This is a genomic window from Gemmatimonas sp., assembly GCF_036405635.1.
Lineage (GTDB): Bacteria > Gemmatimonadota > Gemmatimonadetes > Gemmatimonadales > Gemmatimonadaceae > Gemmatimonas.
Map to the genome: position 1 here is coordinate 1 of NZ_DASWXE010000044.1, position 17,105 is coordinate 17,105.

General features: G+C 64.6%; 12 protein-coding genes. 9 read left to right on the top strand and 3 right to left on the bottom strand.

Features of this window, described 5'->3' with window-relative positions; genetic code table 11:
* On the top strand, nt 1-501 hold a 501-nt coding region (locus VGE27_RS03170; RefSeq protein WP_331048182.1), incomplete at its 5' end, for an acyl-CoA dehydrogenase family protein.
* An 11-nt stretch (nt 502-512) separates the two neighbouring features.
* Nucleotides 513-1,835 carry a VanZ family protein gene (locus VGE27_RS03175; RefSeq protein ID WP_331048183.1) on the top strand — a complete coding sequence of 441 codons (1,323 nt, stop codon included), beginning with the start codon at nt 513-515 and terminating at the stop codon, nt 1,833-1,835.
* Here the strand turns inward: VGE27_RS03175 and VGE27_RS03180 are convergent.
* Nucleotides 1,808-3,715 carry a bifunctional homocysteine S-methyltransferase/methylenetetrahydrofolate reductase gene (locus VGE27_RS03180; RefSeq protein WP_331048184.1) on the bottom strand — a complete coding sequence of 636 codons (1,908 nt, stop codon included), beginning with the start codon at nt 3,713-3,715 and terminating at the stop codon, nt 1,808-1,810. The two genes, VGE27_RS03175 and VGE27_RS03180, sit on opposite strands and share 28 nt — an antisense overlap.
* 15 nt (nt 3,716-3,730) lie before the next feature.
* On the opposite strand from VGE27_RS03180, the gene metH reads away from it, so the two are divergent.
* The 6 genes from metH (at nt 3,731) to VGE27_RS03210 (ending at nt 13,096) form a co-directional block, all read left to right on the top strand.
* Nucleotides 3,731-7,450 (top strand): methionine synthase, encoded by a 3,720-nt coding sequence (gene metH / locus VGE27_RS03185; RefSeq protein ID WP_331048185.1) that lies wholly within the window; start codon nt 3,731-3,733, stop codon nt 7,448-7,450.
* Between the two features lie 17 nt (nt 7,451-7,467).
* Nucleotides 7,468-8,067, top strand: coding sequence for a YggT family protein (locus VGE27_RS03190; protein WP_331048186.1), 600 nt, complete (start codon nt 7,468-7,470; stop codon nt 8,065-8,067).
* Nucleotides 8,068-8,433: 366 nt separating this feature from the next.
* Nucleotides 8,434-9,561, top strand: a complete 1,128-nt coding sequence (locus VGE27_RS03195) for an endonuclease/exonuclease/phosphatase family protein (RefSeq protein WP_331048187.1) — start codon at nt 8,434-8,436, stop codon at nt 9,559-9,561.
* A gap of 146 nt (nt 9,562-9,707) precedes the next feature.
* Nucleotides 9,708-10,190, top strand: a complete 483-nt coding sequence (locus tag VGE27_RS03200) for a fasciclin domain-containing protein (RefSeq protein WP_331048188.1) — start codon at nt 9,708-9,710, stop codon at nt 10,188-10,190.
* Between the two features lie 260 nt (nt 10,191-10,450).
* Nucleotides 10,451-12,130 (top strand): amidohydrolase, encoded by a 1,680-nt coding sequence (locus VGE27_RS03205; protein ID WP_331048189.1) that lies wholly within the window; start codon nt 10,451-10,453, stop codon nt 12,128-12,130.
* 63 nt (nt 12,131-12,193) lie between these two features.
* Complete coding sequence (locus VGE27_RS03210) at nt 12,194-13,096, top strand: ABC transporter substrate-binding protein (protein WP_331048190.1); 903 nt, start codon at nt 12,194-12,196, stop codon at nt 13,094-13,096.
* Between the two features lie 363 nt (nt 13,097-13,459).
* On the opposite strand, the gene VGE27_RS03215 is transcribed toward VGE27_RS03210, so the two are convergent.
* Entirely contained in the window at nt 13,460-13,816 is a 357-nt protein-coding gene (locus VGE27_RS03215) for a sulfite exporter TauE/SafE family protein (protein ID WP_331048191.1), read from the bottom strand.
* Nucleotides 13,817-13,844: 28 nt separating this feature from the next.
* Here VGE27_RS03215 and VGE27_RS03220 point away from each other — a divergent pair, with 28 nt between their 5' ends.
* Nucleotides 13,845-14,924, top strand: coding sequence for a M42 family metallopeptidase (locus tag VGE27_RS03220; protein ID WP_331048192.1), 1,080 nt, complete (start codon nt 13,845-13,847; stop codon nt 14,922-14,924).
* 292 nt (nt 14,925-15,216) lie between these two features.
* Here VGE27_RS03220 and VGE27_RS03225 read toward each other — a convergent pair whose 3' ends face one another.
* The gene (locus tag VGE27_RS03225) at nt 15,217-16,842 is read right to left on the bottom strand and encodes a HEAT repeat domain-containing protein (protein ID WP_331048193.1); all 1,626 of its coding nucleotides are present in this window, start codon (nt 16,840-16,842) and stop codon (nt 15,217-15,219) included.
* Nucleotides 16,843-17,105 lie beyond the last annotated feature (263 nt).

The window sequence follows — 17,105 nt, forward strand, 5'->3', positions numbered from 1 at the left end:
TTCGAGAACGTGTTCGTGTCCGACGCCAACGTGCTCGGTGAAGTGGGCTCGGGCTACAAGATCGCCATCGAAACGCTGAACGAAGGCCGTATCGGCATCGGTGCGCAGATGATCGGTGTGGCAGCGGGCGCGCTCAACGCCGCCACCGCGTACCTCAAGGAACGCAAGCAGTTCGGCAAGGCACTGGCCGAGTTCCAGGGCATTCAGTTCCAGGTCGCGCAGGCGGCCACCGAGCTCGAAGCTGCGCGCCTCATGGTGTACAACGCGGCGCGTCTCAAGGACGCCGGCCGCGACATCGCGCGTGAAGGTGCGATGGCCAAGCTGTATGCTTCGCAGATGTGCGAGCGTGTGACGTCGCTGTGTGTGGAACTCTTCGGCGGCTACGGCTACACGCGCGAGTACCCGGTGGAGAAGTTCTACCGCGATGCCAAGATCGGCACGATCTACGAGGGCACGAGCAACATGCAGTTGCAGACCATCGCCAAGGCGGTTCTGCGCTAAAGGAGACACCGGTGCGGGCCATCGGCCGCACGCTCGCTCTGGTTGTCAGCGTCGCCGTCATCGTGGCGGCGACGCTGCTCCCGGGCAATGCCATCGATCCAGGCCGGATGCCACCACGGTGGTGTCTGGCCTGTGGCGATTTGTGGCTGACCGATGTGGTCAGCAATGTGGTGTTGTTCATGCCCTTCGGCGCGGCACTCGCCTGGTGGTGGCCGCCCCGTCGCCGCGATTGGCTCAAGGCCGCCTTGGTCGGGGCGATCTTTTCATTGACGGTGGAGTTTTTGCAGTCGATCGGTATTCCCGCTGGTCGATCGTCGGCCATAGCCGATGTGCTGTCGAATACCACCGGTGCCCTGGCTGGCTTTTGGGCTGCGCGGCACCTCCCGGAGCTGATCGCACGCACAGGCGCGCAAGCACGGCATCTCGCGCTCATCTGGACCGCGATAGCGAGCACCACGCTGATCCTCACCAGCGTGGCTCTAGGCCCTCGTGGACCATGGCGGGCATCGGCGTTGAGAGACGAGAGCCTTGCGGTCATCGAACCCAGTCCCTACCGGCATGTGCCCACCCATCCCTGGTATGAGGCGCCGAATGACTCTGCCGTGGTGAATGGCCATCGGGCCACTCGAGGATGGAGTGGTCCGATCATTCTGTCGGCAGATCGCGAGGTGCTGCATTTCGATGCAGCAGTGACCGTGCGAGGCTACGATCCGAATGGCAGTCGGATTCCACTGCTGTTCGTGCACATGCCAGCCGACAGTGCGCCACTGCTGATGATCGCCGAACACGGACTGGCTGCTGAGCTGCTCGTGACACGACGGGCATGGGACTGGGGCCTCAACGTGCCCGTGCTGCGATTGCCAGGTGCCTTTGCGCAGCGCGCGCCAGACGATCCACGCCCGCTCACGCTCTCAGCGGTCACCTCAACCGACCACCTGCGGCTGTTGTCGCATTCGATATCGCGCGGCGGCACGCGCGAAGAACACAGTGCGTCACTCGCGTTGGTGCCGACGCTGGGCTGGGCAATGCTGCAGTCTCTCGTCGAGGTGGACGACGGATTTGCCCCGTTGGTGCTATGCGCCTGGCTGCTGACTCTCTACGCCCCCATCGGCTGGTGGGCACGACGGGCTATGCATGCGGGCCGATCAGCCGCTCTGCTGGCCCCCGCGATCGGTGTGGTGATCCCGGCGTGCCTGCCTGCCGTCTTTGGCGTGGCGGGGCTACCAGTGATGCAATGGATGGTTCTCGTATCCTGCATGGCATCCGGCGCGCTCGGCGCCGGATGGTATCGCTCACTCCCCGAGCATCAGGGCGCGAGCACCTCGAGCGCATAGGCCACGTGCCCGAGCGGGGCGCTGACCTGCACGCCCTGCACGGATCCACGGACTTGCTCCAGTGCCTCGCGGGCGATGGCGATACCTTCGGCCACCCCGTGCTCCTTGCTCTTGCTGCTGGCCAGTCGCATGCGCTGCAGCACGGCCTCCGGCACCGTCACCCCGGGTACTTCATTGGCGAGAAACTCCGCGTTGCGGGCGCTCACCAGCGGCCAGATGCCGGCCACGATCGGAATGCGGATATCCTGCACTGACGCGAGGAATTTCTCGAGTTGCGCGGGATCGAACACGGGCTGCGTGATGGCATACTCAGCGCCCGCTTCCGCCTTCCAGTGAAAACGCCGGAGCTCCTGATCTGGATCGATGGCCGCAGGATTCACCCCCACACCGACAACGAAGCGAGTGGGCTCGCCAATGGGGTTTTTGCCCGGATCGAGACCACGATTGAGCTTGGACACGAGATTCGTCAGACCAATCGCGTCGATGTCGAACACCGCAGTGGCGTCAGGATAGGGACCCATTTTCGGCGGGTCACCGGTGACCAGCAACAGATTGCGCAGTCCCAGCGCCGAGGCACCGAGCAGATCGCTGAGCATGCCAAGCAGATTGCGATCGCGGCAGGCATAGTGGGTCACGGCTTCGATGCCGTGCCGCTCGATGATCAGGCTGGTGGCAATGGCGCCCATACGGCTTTGCGCCCGTGGACCATCGGGCACGTTGATGGCATCCACGCCGGCCTTGGCCAGCGATGCGGCGTCCTGCTCCAGCTTTGTGGTGTCGATCCCGCGGGGCGGCACAATCTCCACGCTTGTGACGAACTGCCCCGCCGCGAGCTTGGCGCCCAGGCGTGAGCGTTCCGCCAGGGGCACCGCATCGCGACCGATCTTGGCGGCCCCCTCGGCGGGCCATTCCGCCGTATTGCCCACCTGCACGCGCGTACGCGGCGCCAGCGGACGAATGCCCTCCGCCATCGCCTTGATGTGCTCTGGTGTCGTACCGCAGCACCCGCCGACGATCTTGGCACCCGCCTGCACCAGGTGGCGTGCGTAGCTGGCCATGTATTCGGGGCTGGCCATGTACATGCTACGCCCACCCACGTCACGTGGCATGCCCGCGTTGGGTTGCGCCGAAAGCTTGCGATCGGTGACCGCGATCATGCGCTCGATCGCCTCGAGGATGGTCTGCGGCCCTACCGAACAATTGAGGCCGATCACATCCACACCCCAGCGATCCAGGGCGCGGGCCACGTCTTCAGGCGTCGCACCAAACGACGTACGCAGATCCGGACCGATCGTCGCCTGAGCAATCACCGGCGCCGTGGCACTCACTTCGCGGGCCGCCAGGATGGCTTGCTGCAACTCGTCGAGATCGGCGAACGTCTCCAGCACAAAACAATCAGCGCCGCCTGCGAGCAGCGCACGCATCTGTTCGGCGAAGATCGCACGCGCCTCGTCGCGACTGGTGGGACCATACGGCTCGAGGCGCACGCCCAGCGGCCCCACGGCGCCCGCGACCAGTCGCCGGTCACCCGCCGCCTCACGAGCGACTTCCGCTGCGCGACGATTTATGGCCTCGACCTGACCCTCCAGGCCGTACTGCGACAGCTTCGTGCGATTGGCGCCAAAGGTGTTGGTTTCGAGCACCTCGGCACCGGCCTTGGCATATGCCGCGTGCACATCGCGCACCAGGTCCGGGCTACGCAACACCAGTTCGTCGTAACACTGGTTGATGAACACCCCACGTGCGTAGAGCATCGTGCCCATGGCACCATCGAAGACCACGACCTGGTCGGGGTCGAGCAGCCGTTCCAGAAGGGCTGCTCGGGGCGATGGATCGCCCGCATGAATACTCGCGGGGTGCTGCTCGACTGGGGTGGTCATAGATAGCTTGAATCTATGCAAGAATCCGCCGTGACCCTATCGTCGCCGGCCACTTCGGCGCGCACCACCCGCATTGCCAGACTCGAGGAGTCGTTGAGTCAGAGGGTGCTGGTTATCGACGGCGCCATGGGCACGATGCTGCAGCGCCATCGCCTCACCGAGGCCGACTACCGGGGCAGCGGCCGGTTCGCTGAATGGCCGCAGGATCTCAAGGGCAACAACGACCTCCTGGTGCTTACGCAGCCGGAGATCGTGGCGGACGTCCATCGTGAGTATCTCGCGGCCGGCGCCGACATCCTCGAGACCAACACGTTCAATGCCAACACCATCTCCATGGCCGACTATGGCATGGAGTCTCTGGCCTATGAACTCAATGTGGCCGGCGCGGCACTGGCCCGGCGGGTGGCGGACGAGTTCGAAACGCAGGATCCGACCCGTCCGCGTTGGGTGGCGGGCGTGCTGGGCCCCACGAACCGCACGGCAAGCATTTCGCCCGAGGTGGAGAACCCGGGTGCGCGGAATGTCACGTACGATCAGCTCGTGGATGCCTATCTCGAGGCGACACGCGGGTTGATCGACGGCGGCGCCGATGTGCTGCTCGTCGAGACCATCTTCGATTCACTCAATGCGCGGGCCGCGCTCTTCGCCATCGCGCGCTATTTCGAGGAAACGGGCACCCGATTCCCGGTGATGATCTCCGGCACCATCACCGATGCCAGCGGGCGCACCTTGTCGGGCCAGACGGCCGAGGCGTTCTGGTACTCGATGGCAAACGTCGAGCCGATTTCGATTGGCCTGAACTGTGCGCTGGGTGCCGACCAGCTTCGCCAGTATGTGCAGGAGCTGTCGCGTATCGCCGATTGCCATGTCAGTGCACACCCCAACGCCGGATTGCCCAACGCCTTTGGGGGCTACGACGAGACGCCCGAGGACATGGCGCGGCAGATCGGCGAGTGGGCCCGCAGCGGTCTGGTGAACATCGTGGGAGGATGCTGCGGCACGACGCCGGCACACATTGCGGCCATCGCGCAGGCTGTGCACGGGGTCACCCCACGCGCGGTACCGACGCCGGAGCCACGCCTTCACCTGAGTGGCCTCGAGCCGTTCACCATAGGGCCGACCACGAACTTCGTGAACGTGGGCGAGCGCACCAATGTCACGGGATCCGCGCGTTTTGCGAAGCTGATTCTCGAGGGGAGTTACGCAGACGCACTGGTGGTGGCTCGCCAGCAGGTGCTGAGTGGCGCGCAGGTGATCGACGTGAACATGGACGAAGGACTGCTCGACGCTGAGCGTGCCATGACCACGTTCCTCAACCTGGTCGCCAGCGAGCCCGACATCGCGCGTGTCCCCGTCATGGTGGACTCGAGCAAGTGGAGCGTCATCGAGGCCGGTCTCAAGTGCCTGCAGGGCAAGGGGATCGTCAATTCCATCTCGCTCAAGGAAGGGGAGAAGGAATTTCTGCGTCAGGCCCGTCTGGTGCGACGGTATGGCGCAGCGGTGATCGTGATGGCCTTTGACGAAGACGGTCAGGCAGACACGGTCGCGCGGCGCGTGTCCATCTGCGGGCGTGCCTATGCGCTGCTCACCGAGCAGGTGGGTTTCCCGCCGCAGGACATCATCTTCGACCCGAACATCTTCGCGATCGGTACAGGCATCGAAGAACACGCCAACTACGCCATCGATTTCTTCGAGGCGACCCGGCAAATCAAGGCCACGCTGCCACACGTGAAGGTCAGCGGCGGGGTCAGCAACGTGAGCTTCTCGTTTCGCGGCAACAACCCGCTGCGCGAAGCCATACACGCGGTGTTCCTGTACCATGGCATCCGCGCGGGGCTGGACATGGGCATCGTGAATGCCGGACAGCTCGTGCCGTACGAAGACATTCCGCCCGATCTGCGGGAGCGCGTCGAAGATCTCGTGCTCAACCGTCGCCCGGACGCCACCGAGCGGTTGATGGAGGTGGCCGAGCAGGTGAAAGGCCGCGCAGCGCGCGCGGTGGAGGACGAAGCGTGGCGTGCATTGCCGGTGGAGGATCGCCTCTCCCACGCACTGGTGCACGGCATCGACGCCTACGTCACGGCTGATGCGGAAGAAGCGCGTCTCCTGGTCGCGCACCCCATCGAAGTGATCGAAGGGCCGTTGATGCGCGGCATGAACATTGTGGGCGATCTGTTCGGAGCGGGCAAGCTGTTCCTGCCGCAGGTCGTGAAGAGCGCGCGCGTGATGAAGAAGGCCGTGGCGCATCTCATTCCATTCATCGAGGCACAGAAGTCGGCCAACACCCGTTCAGCCGGGCGCGTGCTCATGGCCACGGTGAAGGGTGACGTGCACGATATCGGCAAGAACATCGTGGGCGTGGTGCTGCAGTGTAACGGCTACGAAATCGTCGATCTTGGCGTGATGCAGAGCTGTGCCACCATTCTCGAGAAGGCACGCGCGATCGAGGCCGACGTGATCGGACTCTCCGGCCTGATTACGCCCAGCCTCGAGGAGATGTCGTTCGTGGCCAGTGAGATGGAGCGTCAGGGTTTCACGATCCCGTTGCTCATTGGCGGGGCGACCACCAGCAAGGCGCACACGGCACTCAAGATCGAGCCGGTCTACAGCGGTCCGGTGGTGCACGTGCTCGATGCCTCCCGTGCCGTTGGCGTCACCAGCAGCCTGTTGAGCCCGGAACGCCGCGGCGCCTATGTCGAAGCGCTGCGGCGGGAGTACGCTGAAATTCGGGAAGCGCGAGCGGCCCGTGGCGGAGCAGAACGTTTGATCCCCATCGAGGCCGCACGCGCCAATCGCGTGCCTATCGACCTCTCGATTCCGGTGCCCGTACCGCACTTCACCGGTACACAGGCGATTGCGCCCTACCCGCTCGAAGATCTGGTGCCGTTCATCGACTGGACGCCCTTCTTCCAGACGTGGGAGCTGGCGGGCCGTTTTCCGGCAATTCTCGACGACGACGTGGTGGGCGAAACCGCCACGTCGCTGTACGCGGATGCCAGGCAGCTCCTGGATCGCATCGTACGCGAGCGTCTCGTGGAAGCCCGTGCCGTGTTCGGTTTCTGGCCCGCGCAGGCCAATGGCGACGATATCGTGCTGTATGCCGATGCGGAGACCCGTGCGCCGATCGCCACACTGCACATGCTGAGGCAGCAACTGGACAAGAAGGGCGACGGACGGCCGAACTATTGTCTCGCTGACTATGTGGCGCCGCAGGACAGCGGAGTCCTCGACTACGTCGGGGCGTTTGCGGTGACGGCCGGCCATGGCCTCGACGCGCTGGTGGCAGAGTTTCACGCCAAGCACGACGACTACGGCGCGATCATGGCGAAGGCGTTGGCGGACCGGCTGGCCGAAGCCCTGGCCGAACGGTTGCACCACCGCGTGCGCACGGAGTTCTGGGGATACGCCACCAGCGAGCAGTTCGACAACGACGCCCTTATCGACGAACAGTACCAGGGCATCCGGCCTGCTCCGGGTTATCCAGCCTGCCCGGACCACCGGGAGAAGGGTACGCTCTTTGCCCTGACCGACGCGGTGGGACAGGCGGACATGGCGCTCACGGAGAGCTACTCGATGATCCCGGGAGCCAGCGTCAGTGGCTGGTATTTCTGGCGCCCCGAAAGCCGGTACTTCGGGGTAGGAAAAATTCTGCCCGACCAACTCGCGGATTACGAAGCTCGTGCAGGGCGGACAGCGCCCGATCCGCAGTTCACCAACGTGCTGATGGCTCTCTGACGGGGTAGTATTCGCTCATGATCGAAACTGTGGTCCGACTGCTCGATGGTCTGCTCCTGCTCATGCGTCCGATGGTGTTCGCCGCGGGAACCCTCGCGGCTGCAGGCGCGATCGGCTCCTGGGCCGTGCGCACGAGACGGCTGTCGCCGTTTTCCCCAGCGGCGCGCCTCATTCGCGAACGCATCGATCCCTGGCTGATCGCCCCCATGGAACGCCGGGTGCTTCGCGCTGGCGGCACACCGTATTCCGCGCCGTGGTGGGCACTCGCCGCAGTGATCATCGGTGGATTGCTGCTGCTGTCGACGATCCAGTTTTTGCGCGACCAGATCCTCATGCTGCTGCTGGCCACCACGTCCGGCTATTCGCTGGCTGCCGTGCTGGTAAAGTGGACGTTCAGCGTGCTGCGCATTGCACTCATGGCGCGTGTGATCTCGAGCTGGGTGGGCGGCAGTCCGTACTCCAAGTGGTGGGGCTGGTCATACACCCTCACCGAGTGGTTCCTGGCCCCGTTGCGCAACGTGATCCCGACGATCGGCATGATCGACATCTCCGTATTGATCGCCTACTTCGGGCTGGGCATTCTCGAGTCCGTCGTCATCGGCGCGATCCTCCGCTGACCCTCTCCAGGGCTCGACACGATGACATCGGGCCCAAGCGGATTCTCGATTCTCTGCGCGTGCGGCAGATCGTTGCACACCGACGAATCACACCTCGGCCGCACGGTGCGCTGCATCTGCGGCCGGCCGATCACCATCAGCAAGCCGACGAACCAGTCGTCCGGTGAGCCCGCCGCAGGACGTGGGTCCACCCATGGCACCTCCTCGCGCCGCGCGACTTCTGATGGAGGGCGTTCGGGTGCGCACCGTGCCACGGGTGATCACACCACCAGCCGCTCAGCACCATATGCGGCGCCGACTGCCGGCCGGACGCGGCAATCCCCAGGCTCGCGTCTACGCGGAGCCGTCCGTCGTGTCCTTCGCGGCGTGGCGGCTTATGTACCCGCATCACGCGCCGACCTGCGCTGGGGAAGCAAAACCACTCGTCTCACCACGATGGCGGCGTGGATGTGGTTCGCTGGCATGGTCGTGGCATGGGTCGGGCTGATCACGTTTTCAGAGCGATGGCTCCCCTTCACATTGCTGCTGTATGGCCCACGCTGGGTCGTGTTGACGCCATTGCTCCTGCTCCTGCCCATGGCCATCATCTCGGCGGGACGGGCGTTGCTGCCACTTGGGGTGGGCTTCGTGATTGGCGTGATGCTCATCATGGGCTTTCGGTGGACGTTGCAAACCGACCAGCCATTCTCACTCTCTCCGGTCCCATCCTCGGAAGGCAATCCAACGGGCATACGTGTACTGACGCTCAATGCGCAGGGCGGCGAGGCGGTGTCGGCGCAGCTGAATGCCATGCTGGCCCGGTATGCGCCGTCGGTGCTCGCCTTCCAGGAATGCGGAGAAGGGTTCTTCCAGCGCTTGTCCGAGCGACGCGGCCGACACGTCGCCCGCGTGTACGGCATGTGCGTGATGAGCGAATGGCCCATTGTGGCTCAGGACACCATGCCTCGGGCGGCTTTTGCCCGGGTTGCCGAATTGGGACTTGGCGGCGCCGCGCACGTGGTGCGGTTCACCATCGCACATCCACACCGACCGTTCGAACTCGTCACGTTGCACCTCGAGACGGCACGCAAAGGCCTCAGTATGCTGCTCGGCGCGGACGGTGTACTGAACGACCGGACGGGGATGCCCGAACTACCACGATCGGCCGACCTGGGCCGAGTGGCAGCGAACGCGGAAATTCGCCTGCGGGAGTCCGAGCGTGCCGCGTACTGGAGTGCACGCCGCGCCAGCGAGACGCCGATCATGGTCATGGGCGATTTCAACATGCCCGTGGAGAGCTCAATCTATCGTCGATACTGGCGATCGCTCACCAATGCCTTCGAGGCACGGGGCACCGGGTTCGGCTACACCAAACACGAAGGAACGTGGATGCGCATCCGCATCGATCATGTCCTGGTATCTCCCGCCTGGTTTTCGGTGAGAGGGGCATGGGTGGGGGACGATGTTGGCTCAGATCACCGGCCGGTCGTCGTCGATCTCGACTGGCAGTCCTGATCGTGACGGCCCCGGCGCCGTTCGGGGCGAATATTCGGATCATGCAGCCCCTTGGGCTGGTATAACTTGCAGGCCGCTCCTTTCCCGCTCGGACTGGCCCGGTGTCGCCTACATCGCGACCACCGAACTTTTGCCTGGAGTTCTTCATGCGCCCATGGTCTGCGATCGTTGCTGCTGCCGTTGCCCTCGCCCCGGGAGCGATGTATGCCCAGGACAAGGACATCGTCGAAACCGCTGCGGCCGCCGGGTCCTTCAAGACGCTGACAAAGCTGCTCGGCGATGCCGGCCTCACCGAGACGTTGCGTGGGCCGGGACCGTTCACCGTGTTTGCCCCCACCGATGAAGCGTTTGCCAAGCTGACGCCGGGTACGCTGGAGGCGCTCGCCAAGGACCGTTCGCGTCTGCGCAGCGTGCTGCTGTATCACGTGGTGGCCGGCAAGATCACGGCTGCCGACGCCGTGAAGCTGGCGGGTTCGGGCAAGAAGACGGTGGAAGGACAGGAGGCCAAGATTTCGGTCATGGGTAACACTCCCATGATCAACAACGCACACGTCACCCAGACCGACATTGCCGCCAAGAATGGTGTCATTCACGGGATCGATGCGGTGATGTTGCCGCCGGGGCGGTAGCGCTCGCTCGACCGAGTCATTGCCGTGAAGATGCAGGATCAGAGTTTTAGGGGGCTCGGTAGTACGCTGTAAGTGTTAGGTGGTAGGCTGGACAAGCTTCTGCGCGTAGGAGCTTGCCCAGTCCTACCACTTCTCACATCGCACCTCTCACCGAGCCCCCTACAACCCACCTCCCATCTGCGGCTGTCGCCTGGGCGTACCACAGGGAATATTCGAAGGACCTCCCCTCGATCCCCTTCCCTCCGCTGGTTCGTTTGTTGATGTCTCTCTCCCGCCTTGCCTTCGCCGCGCTGCTCGTCACTCCGTTTTCTCTGAGTGCGCAATCCACGCCGCCGGCTGATCTGATCGTCACCAACGCGCGCGTCTACACGGCCGATGACGCGCGTCCGTTGGTTGAAGCCTTCGCCGTGCGCGATGGCCGGGTGGTGTTTGTGGGCTCGCAGCGTGAAGCGGCGATGCTCAAGGGCGCATCCACCCGCGTGCTCGACGCGCAGGGCCGCACCATCATCCCGGGCATGGTCGATGCGCACGCCCACTTTGCGGGTCTCGCGCAGAAACTGCGGGCCGTGGACCTGGTGGGCACGAAGAGTCTCGACGAAGTGATCGCGCGTGTCGCTGAGAAGGCGAAGACATTGCCCAAGGGCACCTGGATCACCGGTCGTGGATGGGACCAGAATGCATGGGCCGACACACGCTTCCCGAGCCACGCGCAACTGTCCGCGGCGATTCCCGATCATCCGGTTATTCTCACACGCGTGGATGGTCACGCCGGGTTCGTGAACACCGCCGCCATGCAACTGGCGGGACTCACACGCACCACCAAGGATCCGGACGGCGGCAAGATCCTGAAGGATGCGCAGGGTAATCCCACCGGCGTACTCATCGACCGCGCGCAGGGCATCGTGGGCGCCAAGGTGCCGGAGTTCACACGCGAAGAGATGCGGTCGGCGCTCAAGGATGCCGTGGCCCGCATGCATTCGTTCGGCCTGGTGGGTATGCACGATGCCGGTGCGTCACGCAGCAACATCGATCTGTTCGAAGACATGGCGCAAAAGCAGGAGCTCAACCTGCGCCTGTACGTCATGATCGGTGACGATTCGACGGCGCTGCGTCACTACTTCGCCCAGGGTCCACGATCCGGGCTGCACAACGGTCAGGTATGGGTACGCGCCGTCAAGTTGTACGCCGATGGCGCAATGGGATCACGCGGTGCCGCACTGCTCGAGCCCTACAGCGATGACCCGAACAACAACGGCCTGCTGCTATCCGCTCCGGCGCACATCCAGGAAGTGGCCGAAGCGGGTCTCAAGGCGGGCTTCCAGATCAACACGCATGCGATCGGTGATCGCGGCAATCGTGTGGTGCTCGACGCGTACGAACGCGCCATCGGCAGGGTGCCGCGTGTGGACCATCGTTTCCGCGTGGAACACGCGCAGATCCTGCACTACGAGGACATCCCGCGCTTCGCACAGCTGGGCGTGATCCCCTCCATGCAGGCCAGCCACCAGACGAGCGACATGTACTGGATCGGCAAGCGCCTTGGTCCCACGCGTCTCTACGGTGCTTATGCCTGGCAGTCGCTGCTGCAGACCGGGGTGATCATTCCGAACGGTTCCGACTTTCCGGTGGAAGAAGTAAATCCGCTCATCTCGTTCCATGCGGCCATCGCCCGACAGGACGGACGCGACTGGCCGGCCGGTGGCTGGTTTCCCGAGCAGAAGATGACGCGCGAAGACGCGTTGCGCAGCATGACGATCTGGCCAGCGTATTCAGGGTTCCAGGAGAAGGATCTCGGATCGATCACTGCGGGGAAGTACGCCGATTTTGTCATGCTCGATCAGGACATCATGCGCGTGCCGGTGGAATTGGTGTTGAAGACCAAGGTTCTTGCCACGTATGTCGGCGGCAAGACGGTGTATGAGGCGGCGCCTAGACCGTAAACCGGCGTGCCGTGTTCGTGAATCTCTTGCAAGAAGCAGAAATTCAACTTCCCGGAGATCCCTGTGCGTCTCGTTTCACTGCTACCGGCCGCCACTGAGATCGTCGCTCTGCTCGGCGCCACCGACTCACTCGTCGGTGTGACGCATGAGTGTGACTACCCGGATATCGTGGGCTCACGGGCACGGGTGACCAAGAGTGCGTTGCCGGACACGCATGACCCAGGTGCCATCGATGAAGCCGTGCGCGCACAAAGTGCCGACGGCATCGCCCTGTTCGCGCTCGACGAGAGCCGCATCAAGGCCTTGCACCCCGATGTGCTGCTCACGCAGGCGCTCTGCGAAGTGTGCGCGGTGCGCGAGTCGGATGTACGCGCCCTGGCCGATCGGCTCTCGCCCACTCCAAAGGTCGTGACGCTGGGTGGCACCTCGCTCGATGGCATCTACGACGACATTCGCGCGGTCGCTGTCGTGATGGACGCGCTGGACGAGGCCGAGGAGTTGTTGGCCGGCCTGCACGATCGGGTGCGACATGTGCACGAAACGCTCAAGGCGGCGAAGGCCCCGCGTCCACGTGTGGCGCTCGTGGAGTGGACGGCACCGGTGTACCTGGCCGGGCACTGGGGCCCGGAGCAGATCCGCCGCGCGGGTGGTATCGACGTGATGGGAGTGGCCGGCACGCATTCGGTGCCGGTCGACATGGACGCGTTGCGTGACACGGATCCGGAGATCGTGGTGTTTGCGCAGTGCGGCTACGGCGTGTCCGCCGCGGCCGACGAGGCGCGCGCCTGTCTCGCGCAGCCCGAATGGTCGTGGCTGTCCGGTCGCGCGGTGTGGGCCATGGACGCCAATGGTCTCACCACCCGACCCGGTCCGCGCGTCGTCGACGGCATCGAAACCATGGCGCGCATCTTCAACCCGTCGCTCTTTTCCCCGATCGATCGGCGTCACGCGGTTCGCATCTCGTAACTACGGGGGTGCGCGCTCGGCGCTTTGGACAGGATGGCGTTCCCCGCCGAGCATTCCCGTCGTCGCTGCGCTCCTCGGGAACGAGTCGTCGGGGAGCCGCCACCAGCCCACGCGCCGGCGGACTGAGGGCTGCGATGGCGGCGAGTGACGCCGATGGAGCGTCGAAGAGGGCGACGCGTTGAGATCCGGGAGGAACCCAACAGCGAACGACGGGTGCGCCGTTGGTAAGTGGGTCTCCGCGAGCCGACGTGTTCCCCATAGCGCCGACTCGTTTCCGAGGAGCGTAGCGACGAAGGAAATGCTCGGCGCGACGGGGATCACGTCGGCGAGCCGCCGACACAATAGCAAAGGCAGCGGCGGCGTTCAGCCCAGCCAGAGCTTGACGGCCATGAAGAGCAGCAGCACCGCGAATGCCTTGCGCAGGACGTTGGCGTCGAGGTGAGTGGAGAGCAACGCGCCGAGGTATGCACCGACGGCCATGCCGAGCGCGATGTAGAGCGCGTCCTTCACCTGCAACTGACCGGCGCGGTAGTAGGTGACCGCACCGATGGCGGCGCCGATGGGCAGGACCAGCGCCGCGAGTGAGGTCCCCGCGGCCTGCTGCGGCGGCATCTTCGCGAGATAGATCAGCGCCGGGACAATCACGATCCCGCCACCGATTCCGAAGACACCGGACAGGATGCCGGCGCCAAGCCCGATCGCAATGAGGAGGAGAATCATGCCACAAGCTACCACGTATATTTCCGGGATGCTTTCCGACTCTTCCATCGCCTTCCTCAAGCGCCTGCTCGACACCCCGGGTCCCTCGGGTTTCGAAGGTGCACCCGCGCGCGTCTGGCGCGCCGAAGCGGCCGCGTTCACGTCGGCCATCCGCGCCGATGTCATCGGCAATTCCTACGCGACCGTCGAAGGTACTGGCGGCCCCGATGCACCGACGATTCTGCTCGCCGGCCACATCGACGAAATCGGTGTGATCGTCACGCACATCGACGACAACGGCTACGTCTATTTTGAGCCGATCGGCGGGTGGGATCCGCAGGTGCTGGTCGCGCAGCGCATGCGATTCATCGGGCGCAATGGCGACGTGTTCGGGGTGATCGGCAAGAAGGCGATTCACCTCATGAAGCCCGAGGAGCGCGAGAAGGCCTCGAAGATCACCGACCTGTGGGTCGACATCGGCGTGAAGAACAAGACCGAGGCGCAGGAGCTGCTGCAGGTGGGTGATGCGGGGGTGATCGATTCACGCACGATGGACATGCCCAACCATCGCATCGTCTCGCGCAGCATCGACGATCGTATCGGTGCGTTCGTGGTGCTCGAGGCGCTGCGTCGCTATGCGCAGAATCCTGGGCATGCACGCGTGGTCGCCGCGGCCACGGCGCAGGAAGAGATAGGCTACTCCGGTGGCGGCGCGCGTGTCGCGGCGCATTCGCAGGACGCCACGATGGCGATCGCGGTGGATGTCACGTTCGCGACCGATCATCCTGGCGTGAAGAAGGAAGAGATCGGCGAGCACAATCTGGGAGGCGGACCGGTCCTCACACGCGGCTCGGTGGTGTCTCCGGTGGTGTACCGCCTGCTGTCGGAAACGGCCCAGCGTCTCGAGATGCCGTACTCCATTCACGCTGCGGGTCGCTTCACCAGCACCGACGCCGATGCCATGCAGCTCGCCCGCAGCGGCGTGGCGACAGGCCTCGTGTCCATCCCGAACCGCTACATGCATTCACCGAACGAGATGGTGTCGCTGGAAGATCTCGATCGGGCCGCGACACTGATCGCGGAGACCTGCCGGACAGTGAGTGCGGCGACGGACTTCACGGACCGATAGGGCGGGATTCTGGTCTCAGATATCTGAGATCAGACATCTGAGATCCGACGGATATAGAGGGATGAGAAATCAGACCTGCTAGACATTCAGAAGCCTGAGCACTAGCGCCGGCCACCTTTCGTGTGCGCCGGATAGGCTGCTGTCTGCGCGTCATGACAGAAGGCAGTGCGCCCCGTGCACTCAGGCCTCTGACATCTAGGACGGTCTGTTTTCTCACCTTCTATATCCGTCAGATTTCACATTTCAGATCTCAGAACTCTGAAGTCTCTCGCTTGAAATCTGACGAACCCTCTTAGCTGTCCAGCCGCTGCGCCGCCGCCGCCACATTCGGGTCCGGATCGTGCTTCAGGATTTCGAGTGCCGGCACCACCGCCTGCCCTCGTGCCCGCAGCAGCGACTCGATGGCGGCCACGCGCAGGTAGGAATCCTTGGGTGCGGGACGCTCGGAGCCGTCCTGTGGTTGCTGGGGCGGCAACGCAATGCGCAGCAACCGCTGGATCGCGTCGGCGGAGCCCAGTCGTCCGAGTGACGACAACATCTCGAGTGCCACGTCTTCGTCGGTTTCGCGCTCGAGTGCCATGGCGAGACGGGCCGCAGGCGGGCGAACACTCCCGCTGGCCGTCGACGTGAGTCCGTAGGCCGCTGCCGCGATGCGACGCACCTCGGCGTTGCGATCGTCGATCAGTCCATGCAGGCCGGCCAGGGCCTTGGCCGTGCCCAGACGCAACAGTGAGCGCGACACCGCGATGCGAATGCGGTCATCGTCGTGAGACACCAGGGGCAGCATGGCGATATCCGCGTGCTCCACACCCATCTCACCGAGCAGAGCCACGGCGTTGCGTACCACGAACCAGCGTGAATCGCGCACCAGATCGAACAATAGCGTGGCGCCGAGATCGAGCGAGACGATGCTGTCGAAGTATGCGCGACGGGCTGTTGCGTCCTGCACGCGCATGAGCTGATTCACGAGAATCTCCACGGCGATTTCGCCGGCGCGCGCGAACAGCTCGAGCAACGTGAGACGATCGGGCACATGTGGCAGCCGTTCACCCAGAAGCTCGAGCGTACGACGGTGCTGCAAGCGGCGCAGCAGACGCTCCAGTGCGAGCCGTCCACTGCCCGCGCCCACCGTATGCAACTGCGCCATACATGCGCGAGCGATCCCCTCCACCACCCGCGCTTCGCCCCGGAACTCCGCCTCATCCAGCAGGTGCGCGAGCTGGTCGACGGCCGCATTCGCCGCGTCATCACTGTGTGCCGCAATGAGACGTGTCAGTGCAGCGGCGGTGGGCGACGCTCCGGCACCATCCGCCATGGTCGCACTGATGGCCGCGATGCCCTGCTCCGGCGCCTGCCGCTGGAATGCGGACGGCAACTCGGCGGGCGTGACCAGCACGCTCCACGAGCGCAGCAACTCACGCGGCGGGAGTTCGGGGCCGACACTACTCAGTGTCGTCGGCGTATCGCTCGAGAAGGGACCAGCATCCCCGCTGCGCGGTGGTGCGGCCAGCATGGATGCCAGTGTGAACAGCTCTCCCGGCGCTGCACCCTGGCGCACCGTCATACCGCCGACACCGTGCGCAATGCAGCGCGACAGCAAGCCAGCCAGCAGCGGATCATCGCGGGTCAGCCCCCGGTCCACGGCCTCACCGGCCAGCACAAACTGCCCCTCGAGGACACGGCACAACATCGCCCCTTCGCGAATGCGTGCCGTGAAGAGCCGGAGCGCGTCGCGCACCGCCGCGCGTTCGAGCACCTCAGAGGTCCCGGTCGATCCCAGTGTGACAATGCGATCGACCAACAACGCCAATGCCCGCGCCGTCCCGCGCGCCGCCCGACCATCGGGCAATGCCCGAAACGCGCCACTCTCTGCAGAGGACGCGGAAGGCGTGGAGCGACGGTAGCCGAGAGGGGACATGAGACCGGGAAGGACTACGAAGAAGCGGGGACTGCGGGGGCTGGTGGAACGGAAGCGGGGACTGCGGGGGCTGGTGAAACGGAAGCGGGGACTACGGGAGCTGGTGGAACGGGAGCTGGAACCACGGAAGCTGGGGAAACGGGTTCCAACGGCCGCCATCGGAAGGTATGCCATGACATAGGCGGGCGCCGCCCAGTCGTGACATGCGGGTAAGTTGCGGGTGGAGCCCGGTCCGGCCCCCGGTTGAGACCGTAGTTCCAGCT